Raw genomic sequence first — 22,677 nt, forward strand, 5'->3', positions numbered from 1 at the left:
CCCGCAGCGGGTGCCGGGCCAGTACCGCGTCCACCTCGGGCGTCAACGCCGCCGCCAACCGGGTGGCCACGGGGAGCGTGTCGTCGAGCAGCATCTCGGCGGCGGCCAGCACCACGGCACGGCCGTCGTCCTCGGGTACCCCCGTGGCGGCCCGCCGGTACAGTTCGGCGCCCTCCTCCAGGACCAGTCCGGTGTCGATGCCGGCCGGTACCTTGATCCGGGCGTGTCGCTGCCAGGTGGTGACCGGGTCGCTCCACGCCTCGACCCGGTAGGTCCAGTTGCCCGGGGCGTCCGGGGTCACCTCGGCGCCCCACCGGTCGCTGCCCGGGGCCAGCTCCCGCATCGGGGTCCACGGCCCCGGCCGGCCCTCGGGGTCCTTCAGCACGACATTGGCGGCCACCGCGTCATGCCCCTCGCGGAACACGGAGGCGGTGACCTGGAACGTCTCTCCCGCCACCGCCTTCGCCGGCCGCCTGCCGTGATCCACCACCGGGTGGACGTCCCGTACCGGGATACGCCCGATCTCCACGGTCGTGCTCATCCGTTCTCACCTCCGCCGTGCTCGGGGCCGGGCGCCGGCCCGGCCGAATGGGTCAAGCCGCGCCGGAGGGGGTCTTCCGCCCCGACGGGGAGAGCAGTTCCGGCTGCTCCTGCGCACAGGTGACCAGGTTCGTCCGCAGGTACCGTTCGGCCGCCTCCGCGGCCTCGCGTGCGCACCGCTTTCCCATCAGCACGCACAGGGTGTAGCCGGAGTCCTCGAAGGTCGCCCGGACAGCTACGTCCGAGGGGGACGCCAGCATGGAGCGTTCCCAGGCGCGGTAGCGCCGCAGCTGCCGGGCGACCTCTGACTTCGCAGGGAGCAGCATGGCCGGTCACCTTCCGGACGGTCCGGTACGGACGATCGAGCTCTTCACACATGGTGCACGCGTGGTGACTCACCGTCTTGTTGGATCTTCAACTACTTTCTCGTGTTGCACGAATGGACTACGGCTCCCACTCTGGAGTGACTCAGAAGCGATCAATGCTCACGCTTCGTGATCGGGGAGCCCGTCCCCCACGGGACGAGGAGGAGCGAGAGCCTTCGCGGTGAGGAGCCACGACGATGAAGACCGCAGTGCCCTGCTACTACCACCTCGACGTGGAAGTGAGCCCGGAACGGGTCGGACAGGTCAGGCGCATCCTGGCCGCCCACCTCCGGTTCTGGGACCTGGAGAACCTCGTCGAACCCGTGTGCACCGGCGCCGAGATGCTGCTCAGGGCGATCGACGAGCACGCGAGCGACAAGCACACGTCTATCGAGATGTGGTGGAACCGCCAGCACCTCATCACGGCCGTGGGGGGCAACGACCACGCGCTCCGTCCCGACCAGGACCTGCGCACCTGCCTGGAGCACCTCGCCGCGACCAGCGACGGCTGGGGCTGCTGCGCCGCCGACACGGGGGCCAAGGTCATCTGGTTCTCGCAGCGGGCCCGGGCCGGCGAGCGCGTGCCGTTGGTCGCGAAGGGGCCGGAACCGATCACACAGGAGGGGCTGGAAGTGCCGCGAGAGATCATGCCGATGGCCCGGCTGGGCCGTCCCGCCGACATCGTGAACGGCGTTCTGGAGGAGGCCCGGTGACCCGCTCCCGGCCGAACTGGAAGGGGGCGCCCGTGTGGAGCGGGCTCCCCTATCCCCTGGGGGCCGTGTACGACGGGCAGGGCACCAACTTCGCCCTGTTCAGCGAGGTCGCCGAACGCGTCGACCTCGTCCTCGTCGACGACGACGGCACCCACAGCACGATCCCGCTGCCCGACGTCGACGGCTTCGTCTGGCACTGCTACCTGCCCGGCGTCGGCCCGGGGCAGCGCTACGGCTACCGGGTCCACGGTCCGTGGGCCCCGGCCGTGGGCCACCGGTGCAACCCGAAGAAACTGCTCCTGGACCCCTACACCCGCGCGGTGGACGGTCAGGTGGACAACCACGCCTCCCTCTTCGAGCGGGCCCAGGGCAAGGCCGACCCCGGCGACAGCGCCGGGCACACCATGCTCGGCGTGGTCACCGACCCCTTCTTCGACTGGGGCGACGACCGCCCGCCCCGGCAGCCGTACTCGGAGACCGTGATCTACGAGGCCCACGTGCGCGGCCTCAGCCGCACCCACCCCGACGTGCCCGAGGAACTGCGCGGCACTTACGCGGGGCTCGCGCACCCCGCGATCGTGGACCACCTGAAGTCCCTCGGCGTGACCGCCGTGGAGCTGATGCCGGTGCACCAGTTCGTGCACGACGGCCACCTCCAGGACCGGGGCCTGTCCAACTACTGGGGCTACAACACCATCGGCTTCTTCGCGCCCCACAACGGCTACGCCGCCCTGGGCACCCGCGGCCAGCAGGTCACCGAGTTCAAGTCGATGGTGAAGACCCTGCACGAGGCCGGCCTCGAAGTGATCCTCGACGTGGTCTACAACCACACCGCCGAGGGCAACGAGAAGGGCCCCACCCTCTCCTTCCGCGGCATCGACAACGCCTCCTACTACCGCCTGGTGGACGGCGACTGGCAGCACTACTACGACACCACCGGCACCGGCAACAGCCTGCTGATGCGGCACCCCTACGTCCTCCAGCTGATCATGGACTCGCTGCGGTACTGGGTCACCGAGATGCACGTCGACGGCTTCCGCTTCGACCTCGCGGCCACACTCGCCCGGCAGTTCCACGAGGTGGACCGGCTGTCGGCGTTCTTCGACCTCATCCAGCAGGACCCCGTGATCAGCCGCGTCAAGCTGATCGCCGAGCCCTGGGACGTCGGCGAGGGCGGCTACCAGGTGGGCAACTTCCCGCAGCTGTGGTCGGAGTGGAACGGCATGTACCGGGACGCGGTACGGGACTTCTGGCGAGGCGAGGACCACACGCTCGGCGAGTTCGCCTCCCGGCTGACCGGCTCCTCCGACCTCTACCAGCACAGCCGGCGCCGCCCCCGCGCCAGCGTCAACTTCGTCACCGCGCACGACGGGTTCACCCTGCGCGACCTCGTCTCGTACAACGACAAGCACAACGAGGCCAACGGCGAGGGCAACCGGGACGGCGAGAGCCACAACCGGTCGTGGAACTGCGGCGTCGAGGGCGAGACCAAGGACCCGGCCGTCAGGGAGCTGCGCGGCCGCCAGCAGCGCAACTTCCTCGCCACGCTCCTGCTCTCGCAGGGCATCCCGATGCTCTGCCACGGCGACGAACTCGGCCGCACCCAGCGCGGCAACAACAACGCCTACTGCCAGGACAACGAGATCTCCTGGATCGACTGGCGGATGAACGACGAGCAGCGCGCGCTGCTGGCCTTCACCCGGCGCCTCATCGCGCTGCGCGCCGACCACCCCGTGCTGCGCCGGCGCCGCTACTTCCGCGGCGAGACCGTCACCCATGCGGACCAGCCGCTGCCCGACCTCGTGTGGCTGCGACCGGACGCGCGGGAGATGACCGACGACGACTGGCGGCGCGGCGACGCGCACACCGTCGGCGTCTTCCTCAACGGCGACGCCATCGCCGAACCGGACCCCCGGGGCCGGCCCGTTACCGACGACTCCTTCCTGCTCCTGCTCAACAGCCACTGGGAGTCGGGCGGCTTCAGGCTGCCCGACGCCACCTACGGCGAGCGCTGGACGACCCTGATCGACACCGCGGACCCGGAGGGCGTCCCCGACGAGGCGGAACACAAGGCGGGCACCGTGGTGCACGTCGAGCAGCGCAGCCTGGTGCTGCTCTCCCGGCCCTCCCGCAGCGGCCGGTGAGCAGCCCGTGAGGTCAGCCGCCGAAGCGGCGCGCGGTCACCGTGAACTGCGCGCCGTCGGCGTCCCGCAGCACGGCCTCGTCGTCGCCCAGCGACAGCACGCTGCCGCCGTGCCGCTCGGCCGTGCGGGCACAGGCAGCGACATCCTCGACCGCGAAGTGCACCTGCCAGTGCGGCCGGATGGCCGGGTCGGGCGCCGCTTCCAGAGCGCCCGACTCGATGCGCGCCACCACGTCCCCCTGGCTGCGCAGAACCACCTCGTCGCCCTCGTACTGAACCTCGCAGCAACCGTCGGGCCCCGCCCAGTCGAAGATCTCGCCGTAGAAGATGGCGGCGTCGAAGGCGTCCCGCGTGTGCAGCCGGATGAAGGCGGGCCGGGAGGCGCGCCACGTCTCCCAGTCGGAGAACAGCTCGCCCTCCCAGATGCCGAAGGTCGCGCCGTCCCGGTCGGCCAGCAGGGCCGCCCGCCCGGGCGGCAGGGAGATCGGCCCGACCGCGGCCGTGCCGCCGCGCTCGGCCACCCGAGACACCGCCTCGTCCGCGTTTCGCACGGCGAAGTACGGCGTCCACGCCACCGCCATCTGCCACATCGCGGCGACCGCGGCGATCCCGGCGACGGGCGCCCCGTCGGCCAGCGCGATGCGGAACGGCTCGCCCAGCTTGGCGGGCCGCCACCGCCAGCCCAGCACGGCGGTGTAGAACTCCTCGGTGACCTTGAGATCACGGCCGGTCAGGCTCACCCAGCAGGGGGCCCCGTACACGGAGTGCGTGGGCATAAGGCTCTCCCCGCCGGCGGGGAAGGGCATGTCGTGTTTCATGGCAGTCGCGTCCTGGTCTCGTCCACCGGCAGCCACCGGCTCCACACCAGTGTCCGGCCGGGAGTGCGGCGGGCGCCTGCCGAGTACCCGCGGCGCGGCGGCGAAACGGTGGTGCTCCGGCCCCGGACGGCCCAGTGGCGCGGGGCGGCACATGTGACCACGATGGATGCGTCGGAGCCGTCCCGCGCGGCACAGGCGGCGGTGAACCGCCGGATCCGGAGGTGACCATGCCCACGGACTGGGGCTCGGACCAGATCTTCCAGCTGCAGGAACAGGTCAGGCAGCTGAAGGAGGCGGTCGTCTCGCACGCCGTCGTCGACCAGGCGATCGGAATGGTCGTCGTCCTCGGCCGCGTCACCCCGGACCAGGGGTGGATCGTACTGAAGGAAGTTTCCCAGCATACGAACATCAAACTGCGCAATGTGGCAGAAATGATACTCATCTGGGGGCGCACCGGAGTGATGCCGGCGGAGATCCGGGCCGCGCTCGAGGAAGCCCTGGACCGGCACGGCCCGACCCAGATCCCAGGGGCCCCGCCCCAGGTCGGCTGACGGTCAGCGGGCCTCCGTGAGGATCTCCTCACGGATCCGGTCGAAGCAGCCGCTGAGCAGCCGGGAGACGTGCATCTGGGAGATGCCGAGCTGCTGCGCGATGCGGCTCTGCGTCATGCCGCCGAAGAAGCGCAGGTAGAGGATGGTGCGCTCCCGCTCGGGCAGCGCCTCCAGGCACGGTCGTACGGCCACCCGGTCCACCACCGTGTCGAAGGCCGGGTCCGGGCCGCCGAGCGCGTCCCCCAGGGCGTACCCGTCGGTGCCGGGCATCTCCGCCTCCAGGGAGAGCGCCGAGAAGCACTCCAGGGCCTCCATCCCGGTACGCACCTCGGCCGTGGTCAGCTGGGCGTGCTCGGCGATCTCCTCGACCGTCGGCGCGCGTCCCGGTGTGGTCTGCGCCAGCTCCTTCGCGGATCTGCGGACCCGGTTGCGCAGGTCCTGGATGCGGCGCGGCACGTGCAGGGTCCACATGTGGTCGCGGAAGTGCCGTTTGATCTCGCCGGTCACGGTCGGCACGGCGTACGCCTCGAAGGCGTGGCCGCGCTGCGGATCGTAGTGATCGACCGCCTTCACCAGGCCAAGGGCCGCCACCTGGTAGAGGTCCTCCAGGTTCTCGCCGCGGCCCCGGAAGCGGACCGCGATCCGCTCGGACATGGGCAGCCAGACCCGGATCAGCTCGTCCCGCAGCGCCCGGCGCTCGGGGCCTTCGGGCAGCCCGGCGAGCCGGTCGAACGCCGCGGCCGTGTCGGGGGCGTCGTCGTGGGGGTGGGGTTTGGTTCTGCCGGCGATACGCATCAGGCGCACCTCCCTCAGCAGGGGTGCTGGCAAGTCCTCATATATATGGATACTGAGCGCGAATGCCCCGGACTGCCACCCGAACGGCGGCGGACAGGTGACCGGGCCACCGCAGCCGCCGGACGTGATGTGCGGCACGCCGCGGGCGATCTTCCCGGACCGGCCACGGCGGATCGTTGCTGGGCAACGCTTGATCGCCGACCAAAAGGGGCGAATCCCCTGGCCACAGCTCATTCCGCTCATTTGACAGTGCGCTGAGCGCACAGATAGGAAGCAGCGTCGAGAGGTCGAGAGGGGCGCCGTGTACGAGCCGAACGTGGTCGGGGACTGGCAGGAGTACGACGGGCACGCCGGGCTGCGGGTCCGCGTCCACCGTCTGGAGCCGGCCGAGCCGCCGCGTGGGCGCGACGACGCAGCCGAGGGGCTGACGTATTTCTGTGTCCGGGTGACCGTGGAGAACCGGGGCGCCGGGCACGTCACCGTCCACCTGGAGGACGGCCAGATCGACGTACGGATCGGCCCCGACGGGGAGAGCGCCTTCCTCGACTGGCGCAACTCCCAGTTCATCGAGGGCTTCGACGTCTACCCGCTGCGCCGGGCCACCGCCGTGCTCTACGCGGCCGGCCCCGAGGCGAGCCTCGGCCAGGTGGACGTCCAGGTGCAGTTGCGGGTGGACGAGGAGTGGGCCGACCGCCGGCTGTGGACCGGCGGCCTGGGGCTGCCCGACGGGGAGTGCGGAGCCTTTCCCGGTACGGTGCGCGAGGACGGGCTGGCGCACCAGGTGAGCGCCTTCCTGCGGGACCAGGCGGAGGAGGGCACCGCCTGACCCACGGCGCGCGGCCCTCAGTGCGCGATGCCGTCGATGATCTCGCGGGCCCCTTGCCGCAGCAGCGCCACGGCGACCGAGGTGCCCAGGGTCGCCGGATCGAGCCGTCCGGCCCACTCGTGGGCGTTCAGCCGGGTTTTGCCGTCCGGGGTGAACACGCAGGCCCGCAGGGAGAGTTCCCCGCTGCGGCCCACCCGGGCGAACCCGGCGATCGGGCTGTTGCAGTGCCCCTGCAGGACGTGCAGGAACATGCGCTCCGCCGTCGCCTCCCGATGGGTCTCCGGGTGGCCGAGGCCGCTCACCGCGTCGATCACGTCGCTGTCGCCCTCGCGGCACTGCAGGGCGAGGACGCCCGCACCGATCGGCGGCATCATGGTCTCGGGTGAGAGGACCTCGCTGATCACGTCGCGGCGGCCGATGCGCTCCAGTCCCGAGACCGCGAGCAGCAGGGCGTCCGCCTCGCCGGCCGCGAGCTTGGCCAGCCGCCGGTTGGCGTTGCCGCGGAACGGCACGCACGTGAGGTGCGGGTGGGTGGCGGCCAGCTGGGCGACGCGGCGCACCGAGGAGGTGCCGACGCGGGCCCCGGCCGGAAGCTCGTCCAGGGTGAGCCCGCCCGGGTGGACCAGGGCGTCGCGGATGTCGTCCCGCTCGAGGAAGGCGGCGAACACCGTGCCGGCCGGCAGCGGCCGGTCGGCGGGCACGTCCTTGACGCAGTGCACCGCGAGATCGGCCTCGCCCGACAGCAGCGCGGCGTCGACCTCCTTGGTGAACGCGCCCTTGCCCTCCACCTGGGACAGGGCGCCGAGCCACTTGTCGCCGGTGGTCTTCACCGGTACGACCTCGGTGCGCACGCCGGGGTGGAGGGCCGCCAACTCGGCCCGGACGCGCTCGACCTGAGCCAGGGCCATGGGGGAGTCGCGGGACACGATGCGGATCAGTTCGGGGACGGCCATGCGGACACGATAGTGCGCGCGGGGAGGTTTGGGGTCGCGGTTCGCTCGACCGGCCCTGTCCTCTCCGGTCGCCTCAGGCGTTCGGGTCGAAGGGGATGCCGGCCGGCTTGGCGGCGGCCAGGTGGGAGGCGAAACTGCCGTCCTTGAGGCCGAAGTTGGCGCTGCCGAAGTCGTAGGAGCTCAGCTTGTCGCGCACTCCGGCGGGATAGCCGTTCCAGCCGACCAGGGTCGGATACTGCCATCCGCCCTTGTGGTTCTCCGGCGGCTCGTCCCCGGCGGTGGCCAGGCGGAAGCAGTGGGTGCCGATGCCGTCCTTGTGGTAGACGATCTTCGGATGGGTGCCGTCGAAACGGACCGCCGACCTCGCGTGCACGCTGAACGAGCCGTGGTTGGACGTCGAGACGTACTCGACGGCGCCGTCGCGCACCCACACCACGACGTGCTCCCAGTCGTGCCGGTGACCGCCGAGGCTGCTGCCGGGCAGCGCCTGGTCCTTCTCGAAGTAGAGGCCGTACATGTAGGCACACCAGCCGTTGTCGCACTTGGCACGCGCGTAGCCGTTGGTGTTGTCCAGGTCCGCTGCGTCCCGGCAGTTGCCGTTGAGGGCGCCGGTCGGGTTGAGCCCGCCGTTGACCGTCCCGTCGGCACCGATGGCCGGCGTGGGGTAGCAGCCGTCGGTGTCGTAGTCGTAGGCGGGCTGGTACGCCCGCTCCAGGCTGTCGGCGTTGCCGGGCAGCCCCGGGGGCGGGGCGGCGAAGGCGGTGGCGGGGAAGGCGACGACTAGGGCGAGGGCACCGAGCGGTGCGGTGAGCCATCTCTTGCGGCGGGCGGGGGTGGTGGCACGCGACGGCATCGCGTCCTCCTCTGGATCCGGGCGCAGCCCAACGGCTGTGGGGGGCAGGGGAGTTCAGGGTGCCGTCGTTCCACTTCCGTGCCAAGGGCGCACAGGCGTCCCTGTGGTGAAGACCGGCCCAATACTTGATCACACGTCACATCAGGTCGTCCGGAAGGTCGGCGGCCGACTCCTCGGGAGCCAGATCCGGGCGGAGCCTCAGCCAGGACGGCTGGCGCAGCATGCCCTCCCGGGTGCGGGTGCTGTAGCGGACCTCGCCGACCAGCCGGGGCACCACCCAGCGCGCCCCCGGAACGGGCGGCACGGGGTCGAAGGGGCACACGTCCGTCGCGGCGGCCCGCAGCAGCGCCGCCAGTTCGGTGCGCTCGGCCGTGTTCCAGCCGGTGCCGACCCCGCCGACGTAGCGGAGTCGGCCCGCGGCGCGCTGGCCGACCAGGACGGCGCCCGGGAGTCCGCTGAGCCGTCCCCTGCCGGGCAGCCAACCGCCGACCACGACGTCCTCGCTGCGCATGTTGCGGATCTTGATCCAGGCACGGGAGCGGACCCCCGGCTCGTACACCGAGTCCAGCCGCTTGCACACCAGGCCCTCGAGACCGTGCTCCCGGGTGGCCCGCAGGGCCTGGTCTCCGTGGCCGACCAGCGCGGCCGGGGTCGACCAGGACGGACCGCCGAGGCCGAGGTCCGTCAGCCGTTCGCGGCGGCGGGTGTAGGGAAGCCGGAGCAGGGACTGGCCCGCCACGTGCAGGACGTCGAAGAGCACCAGATGGACGGGGGCCTTCGCCGCCCGGTGCGCGGCCCGGCCCGGGGCGTGCGCCAGGCCCATGCGGGACTGCAGCAACTGGAAGTCGGCGCGACCCTGTTCGTCCAGGGCCAGTACTTCCCCGTCCAGTACGGCCGGAGTGGGGCCGAGAGCGGTGGCGAGCGGCGCCAGTTCCGGATAGGCGGCCGTGATGTCCTGTCCGGAACGGGCCCGCAGCAGCACGCTTCCGTCGCCCGGCAGGTAGACGATCGCGCGCTGGCCGTCCTGCTTGGTCTCGTAGGCCCAGCGTGCGTCCTGCACGGCGGGCGGCAGGGTGCCGGAGGTGGCGAGCATCGGAGGGATCAGCGGCAACTCCACGGGTCAGTCTTCGACGTGCCCGCACGTCCTCACGCGGGTTGCCCGCCAGGTTCGCCTGAACGGCGCCGGTCCCGCGGGGCCGGCGCCGTCGCGGTCAGCGCACGGAGGCGGCCCGAGCGTCGACGTCACCGGCAGGTGCCGGGTGCGCCGCGCCGGCGGCGGGACGGTGCCGCGGGATGACGGAGGCGATCACGAAGGCGAGCAGGGCCGCGCCCGCCCCGATGCCCATGACCACCTTGAAGGCGTTCTCGGACGGCAGGGCGAAGCCGCCGAGGCTGATGGTCATCTGGGCCGGTACCACGCCCGCGAGCGCGCCGGCGAGGGACGTGCCGATGGACCGCATGAGGGTGTTGCGGCTGTTCGCGGCGGCCGTCTCGCTCGTCGGCACGCACCCATGATCAGGGCGGGCACCGCGCCCTAGGTGAAGCCGATGCCCGCGCTGATGACACAGGAGGCCGGCACCAACTGCCACACCTCGGCCATCAGCAAGATGTTCAGTCCGTGGCCTGCCGCGACGATCAGCGCGCCGGTCGTCAGGGTCGCCTTCGGACCCCTGGCCTTGGAGGCCTTGGCGGAGACCGGGGCGAACGCCATCATCACCAGCCGGACGGCGCCATGACCGGGCCCGCGGCCAGCAGGGACGGCCGGGGCCGTAACCGGTCGTCTCGGGCAACTGCAGGACCGCTGCATGCCCGCGCTGCCGGGCGAGCTCCGGGCCGAGCGGGGGGACATGGCCCGCCGTCTCATCGTGCGCGTGGCGGCCGAGCGGTAGCGCGCCCTCGCCGAGGGGCGGCCCACCCCACGCGCCGGTCGGCAGGACGCCGCCGACGGGCTCGTCGACGCGATCGTGGGCAGGTGAGGGCGCGGTGACCACGCGGAGCTGCCGGGCCAACCGCCGTCGCCCTCGCCAAGGTCACCCCCCACCGCACGGTGCGCTCCCCCTACGGCCGTACCCCAGCCGGACGCACCCCCGCCTCCTACCGTCGAGTAATATCGCGCGGCAGCCCCCTTGAGGAGGAACCGTGTCCCGTTCCCGACGCTCACCCCTGCTGCTCGCCGGCCTGCTGGCCACCGCGGGCGTCGCCCACTTCGCGCGCCCCCGCACCTTCGACGCGATCGTCCCGCGCGGCCTGCCCGGCACGCCCCGTGCCTGGACGTACGCCAGTGGCGTCGCCGAACTGGCGCTGGCCGCGGGCATCGCCCTGCCCCGCACCCGCAGGGCCGCCGCGCTGACCACGGCGGCCTTCTTCGTCGGGGTGTTCCCCGCCAACGTCAAGATGGCCGTGGACTGGCGGCACCGCCCCGCGCCGCAGAAGGCCGCCGCCTACGCACGCCTGCCGGTGCAGGTGCCGCTCGTCCTGTGGGCCCGCGGCGTCGCCAGGGGCAGCGAGGGCCGGTCGTGAGCCGGATGCCGGCCGTCGGTGACACGGTCGACGACTTCACACTGCCGGACGAGACCGGCACCCCGCGCCGCCTGTCCGAGCTGCTCGCGGACGGCCCGGTCGTGCTGTTCTTCTACCCCGCCGCCATGACCCCCGGCTGCACGGCGGAGGCCTGTCACTTCCGCGACCTCGCCGCCGAGTTCGCCGCGGCCGGCGCCCGCCCCGTCGGCGTCAGCGGCGACCCCGTCGAGCGGCAGCAGGAGTTCGCCGGACGCCACACCCTCGGCATGCCGCTGCTGTCCGACGCCGACGGCGCCGTGCGTGAGCAGTTCGGGGTGAAACGGGGCTTCAGCCTGGCCCCCACCAAGCGGGTCACCTTCGTCGTCGGTCAGGACCGCACCCTACTGGAGGTCGTCCGCAGCGAGCTGCGGATGAACGCGCACGCCGACCGCGCCCTGGCGGCACTGCGCGCCCACCGAGCGTAGGCATCCGTGCCCGTTGCGGTTGAAACCCCGCCGCAACGGGTCAATCCTGGACGCTATGGAGCAAGCCTCCGCCGTGGCGACCCTGGACATCCGCGGCACGGTGACGGGGTGGAGCGAGGGCGCCCGGCGGCTGACCGGCCACTGCGCCGAAGACGTCGTGGGGCGGGACGCGCGAGAACTGCTCGCCCGGGACGTGCCGCCCGAGGCCGTGTCCGAACTGTCCGCCACGGTGCTGCTCCGACACCGCGACGGCTCGACCGTGTCCGCGCCCGTGCGCGCCCTGCCACTGCTCGGGGCGGCCGGCACCCCGCAGGGGTACGCGGTGACCGCGGGCCCGCCCGACGACGGGACGCTCCTGCTGACCGGGGAGACCTTCCGGCAGGCGTCCTTGTCGATGTCCGTGCACGACACCCGGCAGCGCTACCTGAGGGTCAACGACACGGCCCGCCGCATGCTGGGACTGCCGCGGGAGAACGTGATCGGACGGCGGCTGTCGGACGTCATGGAGGAGATCGACGCCGACGGGGAGGGCTTCATGCGGCACCTGCGGGAGGTCACCGAATCCGGTCGAAGCGTGCGGTACGAGACCTACACCCCCGCTTCCTCCCAGCTCGGCGAACACGCCTGGACCGTCGAGATGTGGCCGGTCCGCGACGCGTCCGACCAGGTGACCGCCGTGGCCGTGGCGGGCTTCGAGACCACCGCCCAGCGCCGGGCGAGCCAGCGGCTGGCCCTGCTGAACGAGGCCGCCGCCGGTATCGGCACCACCCTGGACGTCGTGCGCACCGCCGAGGAGCTCATCGCCTTCCTCGTCCCCCGCTTCGCCGACTTCGCCAGCGCCGACCTGCTCGAATGGGTCCTCGGCACGGAGGAACCGATCGCGGCGCCGACCGCGGGCATCGCCCTGCGCCGCGTCGCCCACGACGCCGCGAACGAGGGGAGCCCCCGGGCCTCCGTGCACCTGGGTGAGACCGACGTCTACCCGCCGTACTCGGCACCCGCCAGGGCGCTGGCCCAGGGGCGGCCGGTGCTGTCCGGACCGGGGGACCCCGACTTCGACCGGTGGATGCGGGTCCGCAACCAACAGGCCCCGCACAACCGCCCCTACCGGGAACGCGTCCGCTCCGCCCTGGCCGTGCCGCTGATGGCCCGCGGCACCACCCTGGGAGTCGCGGTGGCCGTTCGCGTAGCACCCCAGGAACCGTACGTCGACGACGACATCGTCCTCGCCCAGGAACTCGCCAGCCGGGCGGCCGTCTGCATCGACAACGCCCGCCGCTTCGCCCGCGAGCGTGCCACCGCGCTGGCCCTCCAGCACAGCCTGCTGCCCAGGGGCCTGCCCGGACCCGCGGCGGTCGAGGTGGCCCACCGCTACCTGCCCTCCGCCTCCGCGGCCGGCATCGGCGGTGACTGGTTCGACGTGATCCCGCTGTCCGGCAGCCGGGTCGCCCTCGTCGTCGGCGATGTCGTCGGTCACGGCATCCCGTCCACGGCGACCATGGGCCGCCTCTGCACGGCCGTCCGTACCCTGGCCGACGTCGACCTGCCGCCCGACGAGCTCCTCACCCACCTCGACGACCTCGTCACCCACCTCGTGGCCGGCGACACCGGGAACGAGGTCGCGGAACTGGGCGCCACCTGCCTCTACGCCGTCTACGACCCGGTCAGCCGCCGCCTCACCGCGGCCGGCGCGGGCCACCCCGCGCCGGCCGTCGTCCTGCCCGACGGCACCACCCGCATGTTCCCGATGACCGCCGGGCCCCCGCTCGGCGTCGGCGGGCTGCCCTTCGAGGCGACCGAGCTGGAGCTGCCCGAGGGCTCCGTCGTCGCCCTCTACACCGACGGCCTGATCGAGGACCGCGACCGCGACCTCGACCACGCCACCGCGGAACTGCGCCACGCGCTGACCGCGCCGGCCGCCTCGCTGGAGGCCCTGTGCGACACCGTGCTCAAGGCCGTCCTGCCGGAGGAGCCCAGCGACGACGTGGCGCTGCTGCTGGCCCGCACCCGTGCGCTGGGCGCACACCAGATCCGCACCTGGGACATCCTCCCGGATCCCGCGCACGTCGCCGCCGTGAGGCGGTCCGCCACCGAACAGCTGGCGGCGTGGGGACTCGACGAGACGGCGTTCGTCATGGAACTCGTCGTCAGTGAACTCGTCACCAACGCCATCCGGTACGGTGATCCGCCCATCCAGCTCCGCCTCATCCGCGACGGCGCCCTCATCTGCGAGGTCTCCGACGGCAGCTCCACCTCACCGCACCTGCGCAGGGCCCACGCCTACGACGAGGGCGGCCGGGGCCTGCTCCTGGTCGCCCAGCTCACCGAGCGCTGGGGAAGCCGCCAGACCACCACCGGCAAGACGATCTGGGCGGAACAGTCGCTTCCCGCCGAGTGAACCGCCGTCCCGCGGGGTGCCCACCTGCGAATCCTCCCCGGGGGATCCGCGCCGACGGATCCGGGTAGCCGGTCAGAACTCCTCGTGCGCCTCCGGGTCGCCACCGATCCGACGGTGCGCGCGGTCCGCGATCGCGCGCATCTGCGCGTCGTCCAGCTCGAAACCGAAGACGTCCAGGTTCGCCCGCTGACGCGCGGGGTCGGCGGACTTGGGGATCGGCACCGCGCCGAGCTGCGTGTGCCAGCGCAGGACCGCCTGGGCGGGCGTCACGTCGTGGGCGTCGGCGACCGCCGCCACGGCGGGATCGTCCAGCAGGTCGCTGCCGCGGCCCAGGGGGCTCCAGCTCTCCGTGCGGATGCCTTTGCGCTCGTGGAAGGCGCGCAGCTCCTCCTGCGGGAAGAGCGGGTGCAGCTCGATCTGGTTGACGGAGGGCAGGACGCCGGTCTCCTCCTCCAGCCGTTCGATGTGCCCGGCGGTGAAGTTGGAGACGCCGATCGAGCGCACGAGTCCGTCCTCACGCAGCTTGACCATGGCCTTCCAGGAGTCGGCGTACTTGTCGACCCGGGGCAGCGGCCAGTGGATCAGGTACAGGTCGACGTACTCCAGGCCGAGCCGCGCACGGGACTCCTCGAAGGAGGCGAGCGTCTCCTCGTAACCGTGGTGCCGGCCAGGCAGCTTGGTCGTCACCACGATCTCCTCGCGCGGGACGCCGCTGTCGGCCACGCCACGGCCGACGCCGGTCTCGTTGCGGTAGTTGGTCGCCGTGTCGATCAGGCGGTAGCCCGTCTCCAGGGACTCGCGGACCGCCCGCCGGGCCTCGTCGTCCGTCATCGGCCAGGTGCCGAGGCCCAGAGCGGGGAGCGCGGTGCCGTCGTTGAGCGTGTGCGTCGGGATACTGATCACCGTGGGACCTTCCTCGAATCTGCGCGGCGGTGTGCTGCCCGTCCAGCCTCGCCCAGCCGGGCGGTGGTGATCAACCGGACGGGGCGGGCGCGGCCCGTCCGTCTGCCACGATCAGTCCCGGAGCCGACACGGACGACCGACCACGGGAGCGCGCATGACGACGGACAGGGATACGGCGGCACGCACGGCGGCGGACGCGGCCGGGATCGGGGTGGCACCGGCGGCCGGGCACATCGGCGCCGAGATCCACGGCGTCGACCTGGCCGCCGGCCTCGACGCGGCGCGGGTCGCGGCGATCCGGGCGGCGGTGCTGCGCTGGAAGGTGGTGTTCTTCCGCGGCCAGCGCCTCGAGCACGCCGGACTCGTCGCGTTCGCGCGGCACTTCGGCGAGCCGGTCGTGCTTCCCCGGCGCGGCACGGCCTCGCCGGCCGGCCACCCGGAGATCGAGACGACCGCCGACCGACTGGAGCTGGGCGGGCGGTTCGGGATGGACCACGAGGAGTGGCTGCGGCGGCGCCGGCACACCCTGCTGCGCGGCTGGCACTGCGACCACGGCGCCCGCGTCGACCCGCCGGCCTTCACGATCCTGCGCGCCGAGACCGTCCCGCCGTACGGCGGCGACACCACCTGGTCGAACCTCGCCGCCGCCTACGCCGGACTGTCCGCCCCGATGCGCGCGTTCGCCGACGGACTGCGCGCCGAGCACCGCCTCGGCGTCGGCTACCAGCCCCGGCCGGGCGACGACGCCTACGTCCGGCACCTGCTGGACCACCAGACGGCGACCGTGCACCCGCTGGTCCGCGTCCACCCGGAGACGGGGGAGCGGGTTCTGTTCGTCAACGGCTACTACGTCGAGCAGATCGCCGGCCTCTCCCGCCCCGAGAGCGCGGCGGTCCTGAAGCTGCTGCTGGAGCAGGCGACCCGGCCCGAGTACACCGTCCGCTTCCGCTGGGAGCCGGGCAGCGTCGCGTTCTGGGACAACCGGGCCACCATCCACCTGGCCCCGAGCGACAACGTCCACCTCGGCCATTCCCGGACCATGCACCGCGTCATGCTCGCCGGTGACGTACCGGCCGGGGTCGACGGCTCCCCCTCCGAGGCGATCGTCGGCAGCGAGCCGGGACGCTGGTGAACCGTCGGCCGAGCGGGACGGTCACCCGGCAGGCGAGCGGGACGGCCCCGCCGTCCTCGACCGGCGGGCCGACCTCCTGCCCCGGTTGCCATGGTGGCGGCGCAGCAGGCCCTCCCGGAAGGAGGAGCGGTCGGGGTCTCGTTCCGACCGCCTGCCCGCCGCCGGTACGGCGACGACGGCCGCCGGGGCGGCCCGAGGAGAGGAGGCCCGCCGCTTCCCGCCCCCGGGGGCCGCTACGAGAGGAAGCGGGTCAGAACGTGCGCTTCAGCAGGTCGAGCAACGCATCCCAGTGCCGCTCGGTCGCCGCCGGGTCGTACGCCGCGGTGTCGGCCTGCGTGTATCCGTGGTGGGCTCCCTCGTACACCTCGCAGCGGTGCCGGACGCCGGCCTCGTGCAGGGCCGCGGCCAGGCGCTCCTGCTGCTCGGCGGGCATGCCCCGGTCCTGGTCCGCGTGGCCGAAGTACACCTCGGCGGTGATCCGGCCGGCCACCAGGTGCGGACTGTCCGGCGCCTCGGTCGCCAGGTTGGCGCCGTGGAAGCCGGCCGCCGCGGCGACCCGGCCCGGATGGGCGCCGGCCGTGCGCAGGGCGAGACCCGCACCCATGCAGTACCCCGACAGGGCGACCGGTCCGTCGGCCGCCGCCGGACACCGCTCCAGCCACCGCAGGTAGGCGTCCGCGTCCCGCGTCGCCCGGTCGGGCGTGAGCGCCTCGAAGGCCGGTCCGAGGAGCCGGAAGAGCTCCGGCCGCGCCGCCGGGTCGATGAACTCGGGCAACCGCACGACCGGCGCCCGCCCGTTCCGGTAGAAGACGTTCGGCACCAGGACGGTGTACCCGGCGCCGGCCAGCCGGTCGGCCATCTGCCGCAGCCGCGGGCGCAGCCCGAAGGCGTCCATGTAGAGCAGCACCGCGGGACGTGCTCCACCGTCGGCGGGGTGCGTCAGGTAGGCGTCGGCGGTGCCGTCCTCGGTGGGGATGTCGACGGCGGTTCCCTGTACGGCGGTCACGGCGGGCTGCCTCTCGTTCGGATGCTCGCGGGAGACCCGCCGGCCGCACCGGCGGATCATGGCCATCCTGGCACGCCGGACCCGGGGGGACGCCCTGCCCCCGCACGGCAGGCGACCCGCTACTCGAACCGGTCCGTGTCGCCCGCGCCCCGCCGCACGATCTCCACCTCACCGCCGGAGAAGTCGACGACCGTGGTCGGCTCGGTGCCGCAGTCGCCCGAGTCGATCACCGCGTCCAGCACGTGGTCGAGCCGGTCCTTGATCTCCCAGCCCTGCGTCATCGGCTCGTCCTCACCGGGCAGCAGCAGCGTGCTGGACAGCAGCGGCTCGCCGAGTTCGGCGAGCAGGGCCTGGGCGACGACGTGGTCGGGGATGCGCACGCCCACGGTCTTCTTCTTGGGGTGCTGGAGCATGCGCGGCACCTCCCGCGTCGCGGGCAGGATGAACGTGTAACTGCCGGGCGTGGACGCCTTGATCGCCCGGAACACATCGTTGTCGATCTGCACGAACTGGCCGAGCTGCGCGAAGTCCTGGCAGACCAGCGTGAAGTGGTGCCGATTGTCCAGTTGCCGGATCGACCGGATGCGGTCGGTGCCGTCACGGCTGCCCAGCCGGCAGCCGAGCGCGTAACAGGAGTCCGTGGGGTACGCGATCAGCGCGCCGGAACGGACGCTGTCGGCGACCTGGGCGATGCTGCGCGGCTGGGGGTTGTCGGGGTGCACGTCGAAGTACTTCGCCATTCACCGAGCTTATGCCCGCCGGCGCGCACCGACCGGCAGGCCCGGTCTGTGGCACCGACGCGGGACCCTGGCGACGGCACGCTCCGGCCGGGGCACCGTGCGCGCGGGGGGCCATGCGGTACCGTCCGCACTCGAGCCGGGGTCGAGGCGAGGACGAGGAGAAGGCCGACGTGGCGGGCCGAGAGGACGGGACGCGGCAGCGGACGGCGGGAGCCGGTGCGCACGCCGACTGGGCGGCGGAACTGCTCGATCACCTGCGGCCGGCCGGACGCGACGTGCACAGGGTGGTGACCTGGCTGGCCTCGGCCGCGCACGCGACCGTGTCGTTGCAGGACGGCACAGGCCGCCTGCTGGCCGGCACCCGCACCGGCCCGGACGAGTCACTGGCGGCCGACATCACCTCGGGCCGGATCGCCACCGCCGCCCTGGAAGACCGGGGCCGCCATCTGCGGCTCGTGCGCGTGGACCGGGTCCATCCGGCCTCGCCCGCCGTCCTCGCGGTGACCCGCGACGCGCCCTTCGACCGCCGGACCTCTGACATCGTCACGCACACCGCCCAGGTCCTGGAACTACTGCTGGCCGGCCACGAGTCGACCGCCGCCGGCCACCGGCTGCGGCGCGCCACCGCCGACCTGCGCCTGGCGATCCTGCAACTGCTGATGGTGGAGGACACCGTCTCCGCCCGCCGCGTGGCCGCCGGACTGTGGCCGGGTCTCCTCGACACCGACGTGGCGTGCGTGTACGTCGTCGAGAGCGACCCGGGGGAGCGCGACCGTCTCGCCGAGGAATGCCTGTCGGTCACGGGGGACCGGGCGCTGGTCGTGCGCTGCCCGGCGATGGACGGTCACGTGATCGTCCTGACGCCCCGCGACGCGGCCGGGCAGCAGCTGCGCTCGCTCGTCGGCCGCATCCCCGGCGTCTTCCTCGGCGGCAGCGCGCCGCAGAGCCTCGCCCGCACCGCCACGGCGTACGGCCAGGCCGTGAGCGCCCTGGCCGTGGCCCGCTTCCGGCCCCAGAAGGCGGCCGTGTACGCCGAGCGCACCCGCCCGGAACGCCTGATGGACCCGGCGGCCCTGTACGGCTGGACGGCCCACCTGCTGCGCCCCCTGGACGCGCTGCCGCACCACACCCGTGCCGAACTGCTCGCCACCACCCGGCTCGGCTTGGAGTTCACCGCCGTCAACACCGCGAAGATCCTCGGCGTCAGCCGCAACACGGTCCGCGCCCGGATGGACCGGGTCGAGGCACTGCTGCGCACCGACTTCACCGACCTGACCGTGCGCGCCGCCGTCCACCTCGCCGTGAACGCCCAGACCGCCGCCGACCAGGTCCGTGCCGACGGCGACGCCGGACGTGTCGGCACCGCCCGACTCACCGATCTGCTCGCCGGACCCGCGCTGCGTGCCTGGGCCGGGGACCTGCTGGGCCGCCTGGAGCCGGACACCCGCAACCTGCGGCGCACGCTGCGCACCTGGATCGCCGTCGGCGGCAACGCCGAGCGGGCCGCCCAGACGCTCGGCGTGCACGCACAGACGGTGCGCGAGCACGTCCGCAGCGCCGAGCCCGTCCTCGAACGTGAACTGCTCGCCGCCGGCAGCGACCTGTACGAGGTCGTGCTCGCCCACCTGGTGGCGGGGGACCTCGACCAGCCCGCGCTGCACAGGATGAAAACGGACCATCCGGACTCACCTGTGCACGGGTGAGTCCGGATGGTCCGGCAGCGGGCACCGGCACGATTCACAACGGCGGAGCCGTCCACGTAGGTTCAACGGGCCGCGGGGGGCCGACCGGAACGGGGGACCGGTCGCGCCCCGTGGTCCGGGACGTCCGGCGGTCAGCCGTGGGGCAGGATCACCGCGCGGCCGTTGACCTTGCCTCCGTGGAGCCGCTCGTACGCGAGCGGTGCGTCGTCCAGGGAGTACGTCTCGGTGTGCACGGACACGGCACCCGAGCGGGCCAGGTTCAGCACTTCGATCAGCTCGCCGCGGCTGCCCCAGTAGGGGGCGCTGACGGACACCTCGAAGGGCAGCAGGCCGAAGCCGACGGGGATCGATCCGCCGCCGATGCCGACCAGGGTGACATCGCCCTCCACGGCCGCGACGGCGCCCGCGGTCCTGACGGTCGGCGCCGCACCGACGAAGTCGAACACGGCCTCGGCGCCGAGACCGCCGGTGAGTTCACGCACCGCGTCCGCCGCCTTCTCGTCCGACAGCACCGCCTCGTGGGCGCCCACCTCGCGGGCGAGACGCAGCTTGTCCTCGCTGACGTCGAGGGCGACGACCCGGGCGGAGGTCAGCGCGCGCAGCAACTGGATGGCGACGTGACCGAGGCCGCCGGCGCCGATGACCACCGCGGTCGACCCGGGGACCAGCTTGGGCAGCGACCGCTTGACGGCGTGGTACGGCGTCAGCCCGGCGTCGGTCAGCGGCACCGCCGCGACCGGGTCCAGTCCGTCCAGCGGGACCAGGTGCCGGGGGTCGTCGACGAGCAGGTACTCGGCCATGGACCCGGGACGCCCGAGCCCCGGCGGGTGGATGCCCAGCTCGCCGGCGCGCAGGCAGTAGTTCTCCTTGCCCTCGGCGCACTTGGCGCAGGCGCCGCAGCCCCAGGGGCCGTACACGGCGACCGCGTCGCTCTCGTTCAGTCCGGTCACCCCGTCGCCGAGCGCGGCCACCGTGCCGACGCCCTCGTGGCCGAGGGTCAGCGGCAGCTCGTACGGGAAGCCCTCCGCGGGCCAGCCCATCACCGCGATGTCGGAGTGGCAGACGCCGGCGGCGGTGACCTCCAGCAGCACTTGGCCGGGGCCGGGCTCGGGGTCGCGGACCGTGACCACCTCGGGCGGGGCCCCGATGGTGCGGTACTGAAGTGCCTTCATGGTCGTACTCCTTCGTTCCTCCCCCGGGTGGGTGAATGACCTCAGACGGCGGTGTAGGCGCCGTCGACCAGGTGGTAGCTGCCGGCGACGAACGACGCCCGGTCCGACAGCAGGAAGGCGATCAGCTCGGCCACCTCCTCGGAGCGTCCGAGCCGGCCGGCCGGGTGCAGGGCGACCAGACCGTTGTAGGCGGCCTCGTCCATGGTCTTCAGCAGCGGGGTGTCGATGAAGCCGGGGCCGACCGCGTTGACCCGGATGCCCTTGGCGGCGTATTCGGCGGCCGCGGCCTTCGTCAGCCCGACCACGCCGTGCTTGGCGGCGACGTAGGCGGGGGAGCCGGCGAAGCCGACCGAGCCGAGGATGGAGGCGACGTTGACGATGGCGCCGCCGTCGCCGGCCGCCTCCATGGCGGGCAGTTCGTAGCGCATCGAGTGGAAGACGCCGTCGAGGTTGGTGCGTACGACGCGGTTGTACGCGTCCACGTCGTACTCGCCGGTCGGGGCGCTCGGGCCGCCGATCCCGGCGTTGTTCACGGCGAGGTCCAGGCCGCCGTAGGTGTCGACGGCGAACTTCACGGCGGCCTCGACGGACTCCGGACGGGTCACGTCCAGCTCGACGGCCGCCGCGCGGATGCCCGCCGCCGCCAGCTCGGCTGCGGCCTTCTCGGCGCCCTCGGCGTTGTAGTCGGCGACGACGACGTTCGCGCCGCCGGCGCCGAGGCGGCGGGCGGTGGCCAGGCCGATTCCGGAGGCCGCGCCGGTGACGAGGGCGGTGCGGCCGGTGAACTCGGCGGCGTCGGCGGTGGGGGTGGTGCTGGTGGTGCTCATGGTGTGGTTCTCACTCTTCGGTGGTGCTGTCGGGGGTCGCGGCCGCGGCCTCCGTAGTCAGGGCGTCGTAGGCCCGCTCCACGAGGGCGGCGAGGTCTGCGGCTCCCGAGTCCCGCTCGTCGCCGCGCGCCCACAGACGCATGGCGGCGATCAGGACTCCGGCGGCGGCGTCGACGAGGGCTGCCGGGCGTATGTCCCGCGCGTCGTCGGTGCCGAGCCGGTCGGCGACGATGCGGATCGACTCCTCCTGGGCGTCGACCCGGATCCGCTGGTAGGCGGCGAACAGGTCGGGCTCGCTGTCGGCCAGGGCCAACAGCCGGCGCATCCTGGGACGGACGTGCCAGGCCGGGTCGCCCGGGTCGGTCAACCAGTCGCGCACCGCCCTGCGGTAGGCGAGCAGGGGCGGCTCGTCGGCGGGCCGGGACCGCAGCAACGCGTTGATGCGGTCGCCGTCCCGGCGGACGAAGTCGAGTGCGGCGTCCTCCTTGCCGGCGAAGTGCCGGCTGAACGTGCGGCGCGTGACGTCGGCGCGCTCGGCGATGGCCTCCACCGTGGTCGCGGCCGATCCGCGCTCCAGGATCAGGTCGCAGGCGGCGGTGGCGAGCGCGTCGCGGGTCCGCAGCGCCTTGCGCTGCCGCCGGTCGCCGGAGGCGGGGGAGGGCTTCGTTGCCGTCATGCCTCCGAGCGTACACCCGAAAATGTCCCATCGGGACATGTGACCCAATGGGACATGTTGACTGGTGCGTCGGACGCTGTTCCGGGGTCGTGTGCCACGCGGCGCCACGGGTACCCGGCCCGCAGTTCGGACCGAACACCTCGAGGAGGAGGACCGCATGACCAGCGGCACGGAGACCGGCGGCGTGACCGGCACGCAGGACAAGGACTACAACCTGATCTGGTACGTCGAGTCGTGCCTGAACAACGCGCTGCGCCTGGAGACGTACATCCAGGACGCCGAGCGCAACAAGGACACCGAGGTCGCGGAACTGTTCCGCAAGGCGCAGGCGGACAGCCGCAAGGGCGCCGAACTGGGCAAGGGGCTGCTGCGCGCGCGTCTCAACGCCGGCTGACCAGCCCCGCCATCCGCCGGGGCCCGGGCACCCGATGAGCCGGGTGGCCGGGCCCCGGCGTGCGGACTGCCGCGAAACGGGTGACCGGCATGTGTCGGACGCTCCGGGGTGGGGTACCCGGGGCGCCCATGTGCGCGGCTTACGGCCGCCTCGCAGCTCAGGGCCGCGTCCGAGGGCGGCCACGA

23 protein-coding genes and 2 pseudogenes are annotated in these 22,677 nt (G+C 73.0%); 11 read left to right on the plus strand and 14 right to left on the minus strand.

The annotated features are described in order from the left end of the window. On the minus strand, nt 1-541 hold a 541-nt coding region (locus tag IE142_RS12890), incomplete at its 3' end, for a maltotransferase domain-containing protein (RefSeq protein ID WP_191885881.1). A 52-nt stretch (nt 542-593) separates the two neighbouring features. After that, a complete protein-coding gene (locus tag IE142_RS12895; RefSeq protein WP_191885882.1) occupies nt 594-866 on the minus strand; it encodes a DUF5133 domain-containing protein in 273 nt (90 codons plus the stop codon). Between the two features lie 236 nt (nt 867-1,102). Between IE142_RS12895 and IE142_RS12900 the strand changes: the two genes are divergently transcribed. Continuing rightward, nucleotides 1,103-1,618 carry a pep a2 gene (locus tag IE142_RS12900; protein WP_191885883.1) on the plus strand — a complete coding sequence of 172 codons (516 nt, stop codon included), beginning with the start codon at nt 1,103-1,105 and terminating at the stop codon, nt 1,616-1,618. Next, nucleotides 1,615-3,762, plus strand: coding sequence for a glycogen debranching protein GlgX (glgX, locus tag IE142_RS12905; protein WP_191885884.1), 2,148 nt, complete (start codon nt 1,615-1,617; stop codon nt 3,760-3,762). Before IE142_RS12900 ends, glgX begins: the two co-directional genes overlap by 4 nt. Before the next feature lie 13 nt (nt 3,763-3,775). On the opposite strand, the gene IE142_RS12910 is transcribed toward glgX, so the two are convergent. Next, nucleotides 3,776-4,579, minus strand: coding sequence for a VOC family protein (locus IE142_RS12910; RefSeq protein ID WP_191885885.1), 804 nt, complete (start codon nt 4,577-4,579; stop codon nt 3,776-3,778). A gap of 227 nt (nt 4,580-4,806) precedes the next feature. Between IE142_RS12910 and IE142_RS12915 the strand changes: the two genes are divergently transcribed. Beyond that, nucleotides 4,807-5,130, plus strand: coding sequence for an ANTAR domain-containing protein (locus IE142_RS12915; protein ID WP_191885886.1), 324 nt, complete (start codon nt 4,807-4,809; stop codon nt 5,128-5,130). Nucleotides 5,131-5,133: 3 nt separating this feature from the next. Here IE142_RS12915 and IE142_RS12920 read toward each other — a convergent pair whose 3' ends face one another. Then, entirely contained in the window at nt 5,134-5,925 is a 792-nt protein-coding gene (locus IE142_RS12920) for a SigB/SigF/SigG family RNA polymerase sigma factor (RefSeq protein ID WP_191886170.1), read from the minus strand. 301 nt (nt 5,926-6,226) lie between these two features. Between IE142_RS12920 and IE142_RS12925 the strand changes: the two genes are divergently transcribed. Next, nucleotides 6,227-6,751 carry a hypothetical protein gene (locus IE142_RS12925; RefSeq protein WP_043376240.1) on the plus strand — a complete coding sequence of 175 codons (525 nt, stop codon included), beginning with the start codon at nt 6,227-6,229 and terminating at the stop codon, nt 6,749-6,751. A 17-nt stretch (nt 6,752-6,768) separates the two neighbouring features. On the opposite strand, the gene hemC is transcribed toward IE142_RS12925, so the two are convergent. The 4 genes and pseudogenes from hemC to IE142_RS12945 form a co-directional block, all read right to left on the minus strand. Then, complete coding sequence (gene hemC / locus IE142_RS12930) at nt 6,769-7,704, minus strand: hydroxymethylbilane synthase (protein ID WP_191885887.1); 936 nt, start codon at nt 7,702-7,704, stop codon at nt 6,769-6,771. A 73-nt stretch (nt 7,705-7,777) separates the two neighbouring features. Beyond that, complete coding sequence (locus tag IE142_RS12935; protein ID WP_191885888.1) at nt 7,778-8,557, minus strand: NPP1 family protein; 780 nt, start codon at nt 8,555-8,557, stop codon at nt 7,778-7,780. Between the two features lie 136 nt (nt 8,558-8,693). Further along, nucleotides 8,694-9,674, minus strand: coding sequence for a non-homologous end-joining DNA ligase (gene ligD, locus IE142_RS12940; protein WP_191885889.1), 981 nt, complete (start codon nt 9,672-9,674; stop codon nt 8,694-8,696). Nucleotides 9,675-9,768: 94 nt separating this feature from the next. Further along, nucleotides 9,769-10,356 (minus strand): annotated as a pseudogene (locus IE142_RS12945) (MFS transporter); the annotation flags it as partial. Here IE142_RS12945 and IE142_RS36545 point away from each other — a divergent pair. From IE142_RS36545 to IE142_RS12960, 4 genes and pseudogenes are all read left to right on the plus strand, one after another. After that, nucleotides 10,351-10,533, plus strand: a pseudogene (locus IE142_RS36545) (TetR family transcriptional regulator); the annotation flags it as partial. The pseudogenes IE142_RS12945 and IE142_RS36545 sit on opposite strands and share 6 nt — an antisense overlap. Before the next feature lie 163 nt (nt 10,534-10,696). Beyond that, nucleotides 10,697-11,077: a DoxX family protein gene (locus IE142_RS12950; RefSeq protein WP_191885890.1), complete on the plus strand. Its 381-nt coding sequence runs from the start codon at nt 10,697-10,699 to the stop codon at nt 11,075-11,077. Nucleotides 11,078-11,082: 5 nt separating this feature from the next. After that, a complete protein-coding gene (locus tag IE142_RS12955) occupies nt 11,083-11,541 on the plus strand; it encodes a peroxiredoxin (RefSeq protein WP_191886171.1) in 459 nt (152 codons plus the stop codon). Nucleotides 11,542-11,596: 55 nt separating this feature from the next. Next, nucleotides 11,597-13,939, plus strand: coding sequence for a SpoIIE family protein phosphatase (locus tag IE142_RS12960; protein ID WP_191885891.1), 2,343 nt, complete (start codon nt 11,597-11,599; stop codon nt 13,937-13,939). Between the two features lie 72 nt (nt 13,940-14,011). Here the strand turns inward: IE142_RS12960 and IE142_RS12965 are convergent, their stop codons facing one another. Then, complete coding sequence (locus IE142_RS12965) at nt 14,012-14,842, minus strand: aldo/keto reductase (RefSeq protein ID WP_191885892.1); 831 nt, start codon at nt 14,840-14,842, stop codon at nt 14,012-14,014. Nucleotides 14,843-14,996: 154 nt separating this feature from the next. Here IE142_RS12965 and IE142_RS12970 point away from each other — a divergent pair, with 154 nt between their 5' ends. Then, entirely contained in the window at nt 14,997-15,974 is a 978-nt protein-coding gene (locus IE142_RS12970; RefSeq protein WP_191885893.1) for a TauD/TfdA dioxygenase family protein, read from the plus strand. A gap of 250 nt (nt 15,975-16,224) precedes the next feature. Here the strand turns inward: IE142_RS12970 and IE142_RS12975 are convergent, their stop codons facing one another. Beyond that, nucleotides 16,225-16,980, minus strand: a complete 756-nt coding sequence (locus IE142_RS12975; protein WP_191885894.1) for a dienelactone hydrolase family protein — start codon at nt 16,978-16,980, stop codon at nt 16,225-16,227. Nucleotides 16,981-17,099: 119 nt separating this feature from the next. Continuing rightward, nucleotides 17,100-17,720, minus strand: a complete 621-nt coding sequence (locus tag IE142_RS12980) for an L-threonylcarbamoyladenylate synthase (protein ID WP_179350412.1) — start codon at nt 17,718-17,720, stop codon at nt 17,100-17,102. 170 nt (nt 17,721-17,890) lie between these two features. Here IE142_RS12980 and IE142_RS12985 point away from each other — a divergent pair, with 170 nt between their 5' ends. Next, on the plus strand, nt 17,891-19,423 hold the full coding sequence (locus tag IE142_RS12985) for a helix-turn-helix domain-containing protein (protein WP_191885895.1): 1,533 nt from the start codon (nt 17,891-17,893) through the stop codon (nt 19,421-19,423). A gap of 131 nt (nt 19,424-19,554) precedes the next feature. Here IE142_RS12985 and IE142_RS12990 read toward each other — a convergent pair whose 3' ends face one another. Genes IE142_RS12990 through IE142_RS13000 form a run of 3 tightly spaced genes read right to left on the minus strand, consistent with a single transcriptional unit; the run spans nt 19,555 to nt 22,098 of the window. After that, nucleotides 19,555-20,595 (minus strand): NAD(P)-dependent alcohol dehydrogenase, encoded by a 1,041-nt coding sequence (locus IE142_RS12990; protein ID WP_191885896.1) that lies wholly within the window; start codon nt 20,593-20,595, stop codon nt 19,555-19,557. Nucleotides 20,596-20,636: 41 nt separating this feature from the next. After that, nucleotides 20,637-21,422: an SDR family NAD(P)-dependent oxidoreductase gene (locus IE142_RS12995; RefSeq protein WP_191885897.1), complete on the minus strand. Its 786-nt coding sequence runs from the start codon at nt 21,420-21,422 to the stop codon at nt 20,637-20,639. A gap of 10 nt (nt 21,423-21,432) precedes the next feature. Beyond that, nucleotides 21,433-22,098, minus strand: coding sequence for a TetR/AcrR family transcriptional regulator (locus tag IE142_RS13000; RefSeq protein ID WP_191885898.1), 666 nt, complete (start codon nt 22,096-22,098; stop codon nt 21,433-21,435). 157 nt (nt 22,099-22,255) lie between these two features. Here IE142_RS13000 and IE142_RS13005 point away from each other — a divergent pair, with 157 nt between their 5' ends. Further along, entirely contained in the window at nt 22,256-22,492 is a 237-nt protein-coding gene (locus IE142_RS13005) for a hypothetical protein (protein WP_191885899.1), read from the plus strand. Nucleotides 22,493-22,677 lie beyond the last annotated feature (185 nt).

The organism is Streptomyces mutabilis, from assembly GCF_014649815.1.
Lineage (GTDB): Bacteria > Actinomycetota > Actinomycetes > Streptomycetales > Streptomycetaceae > Streptomyces > Streptomyces mutabilis.

Bases quoted from the DNA above. Each gene is read 5' to 3' on its own strand.
- IE142_RS12895 (WP_191885882.1), bottom strand. From the start codon at position 866: ATGCTGCTCCCTGCGAAGTCAGAGGTCGCCCGGCAGCTGCGGCGCTAC.
- IE142_RS12900 (WP_191885883.1), top strand. From the start codon at position 1,103: ATGAAGACCGCAGTGCCCTGCTACTACCACCTCGACGTGGAAGTGAGC.
- IE142_RS12910 (WP_191885885.1), bottom strand. From the start codon at position 4,579: ATGAAACACGACATGCCCTTCCCCGCCGGCGGGGAGAGCCTTATGCCC.
- IE142_RS12915 (WP_191885886.1), top strand. From the start codon at position 4,807: ATGCCCACGGACTGGGGCTCGGACCAGATCTTCCAGCTGCAGGAACAG.
- IE142_RS12920 (WP_191886170.1), bottom strand. From the start codon at position 5,925: ATGCGTATCGCCGGCAGAACCAAACCCCACCCCCACGACGACGCCCCC.
- hemC (WP_191885887.1), bottom strand. From the start codon at position 7,704: ATGGCCGTCCCCGAACTGATCCGCATCGTGTCCCGCGACTCCCCCATG.
- IE142_RS12935 (WP_191885888.1), bottom strand. From the start codon at position 8,557: ATGCCGTCGCGTGCCACCACCCCCGCCCGCCGCAAGAGATGGCTCACC.
- IE142_RS12955 (WP_191886171.1), top strand. From the start codon at position 11,083: ATGCCGGCCGTCGGTGACACGGTCGACGACTTCACACTGCCGGACGAG.
- IE142_RS12960 (WP_191885891.1), top strand. From the start codon at position 11,597: ATGGAGCAAGCCTCCGCCGTGGCGACCCTGGACATCCGCGGCACGGTG.
- IE142_RS12970 (WP_191885893.1), top strand. From the start codon at position 14,997: ATGACGACGGACAGGGATACGGCGGCACGCACGGCGGCGGACGCGGCC.
- IE142_RS12980 (WP_179350412.1), bottom strand. From the start codon at position 17,720: ATGGCGAAGTACTTCGACGTGCACCCCGACAACCCCCAGCCGCGCAGC.
- IE142_RS12990 (WP_191885896.1), bottom strand. From the start codon at position 20,595: ATGAAGGCACTTCAGTACCGCACCATCGGGGCCCCGCCCGAGGTGGTC.
- IE142_RS12995 (WP_191885897.1), bottom strand. From the start codon at position 21,422: ATGAGCACCACCAGCACCACCCCCACCGCCGACGCCGCCGAGTTCACC.
- IE142_RS13000 (WP_191885898.1), bottom strand. From the start codon at position 22,098: ATGACGGCAACGAAGCCCTCCCCCGCCTCCGGCGACCGGCGGCAGCGC.
- IE142_RS13005 (WP_191885899.1), top strand. From the start codon at position 22,256: ATGACCAGCGGCACGGAGACCGGCGGCGTGACCGGCACGCAGGACAAG.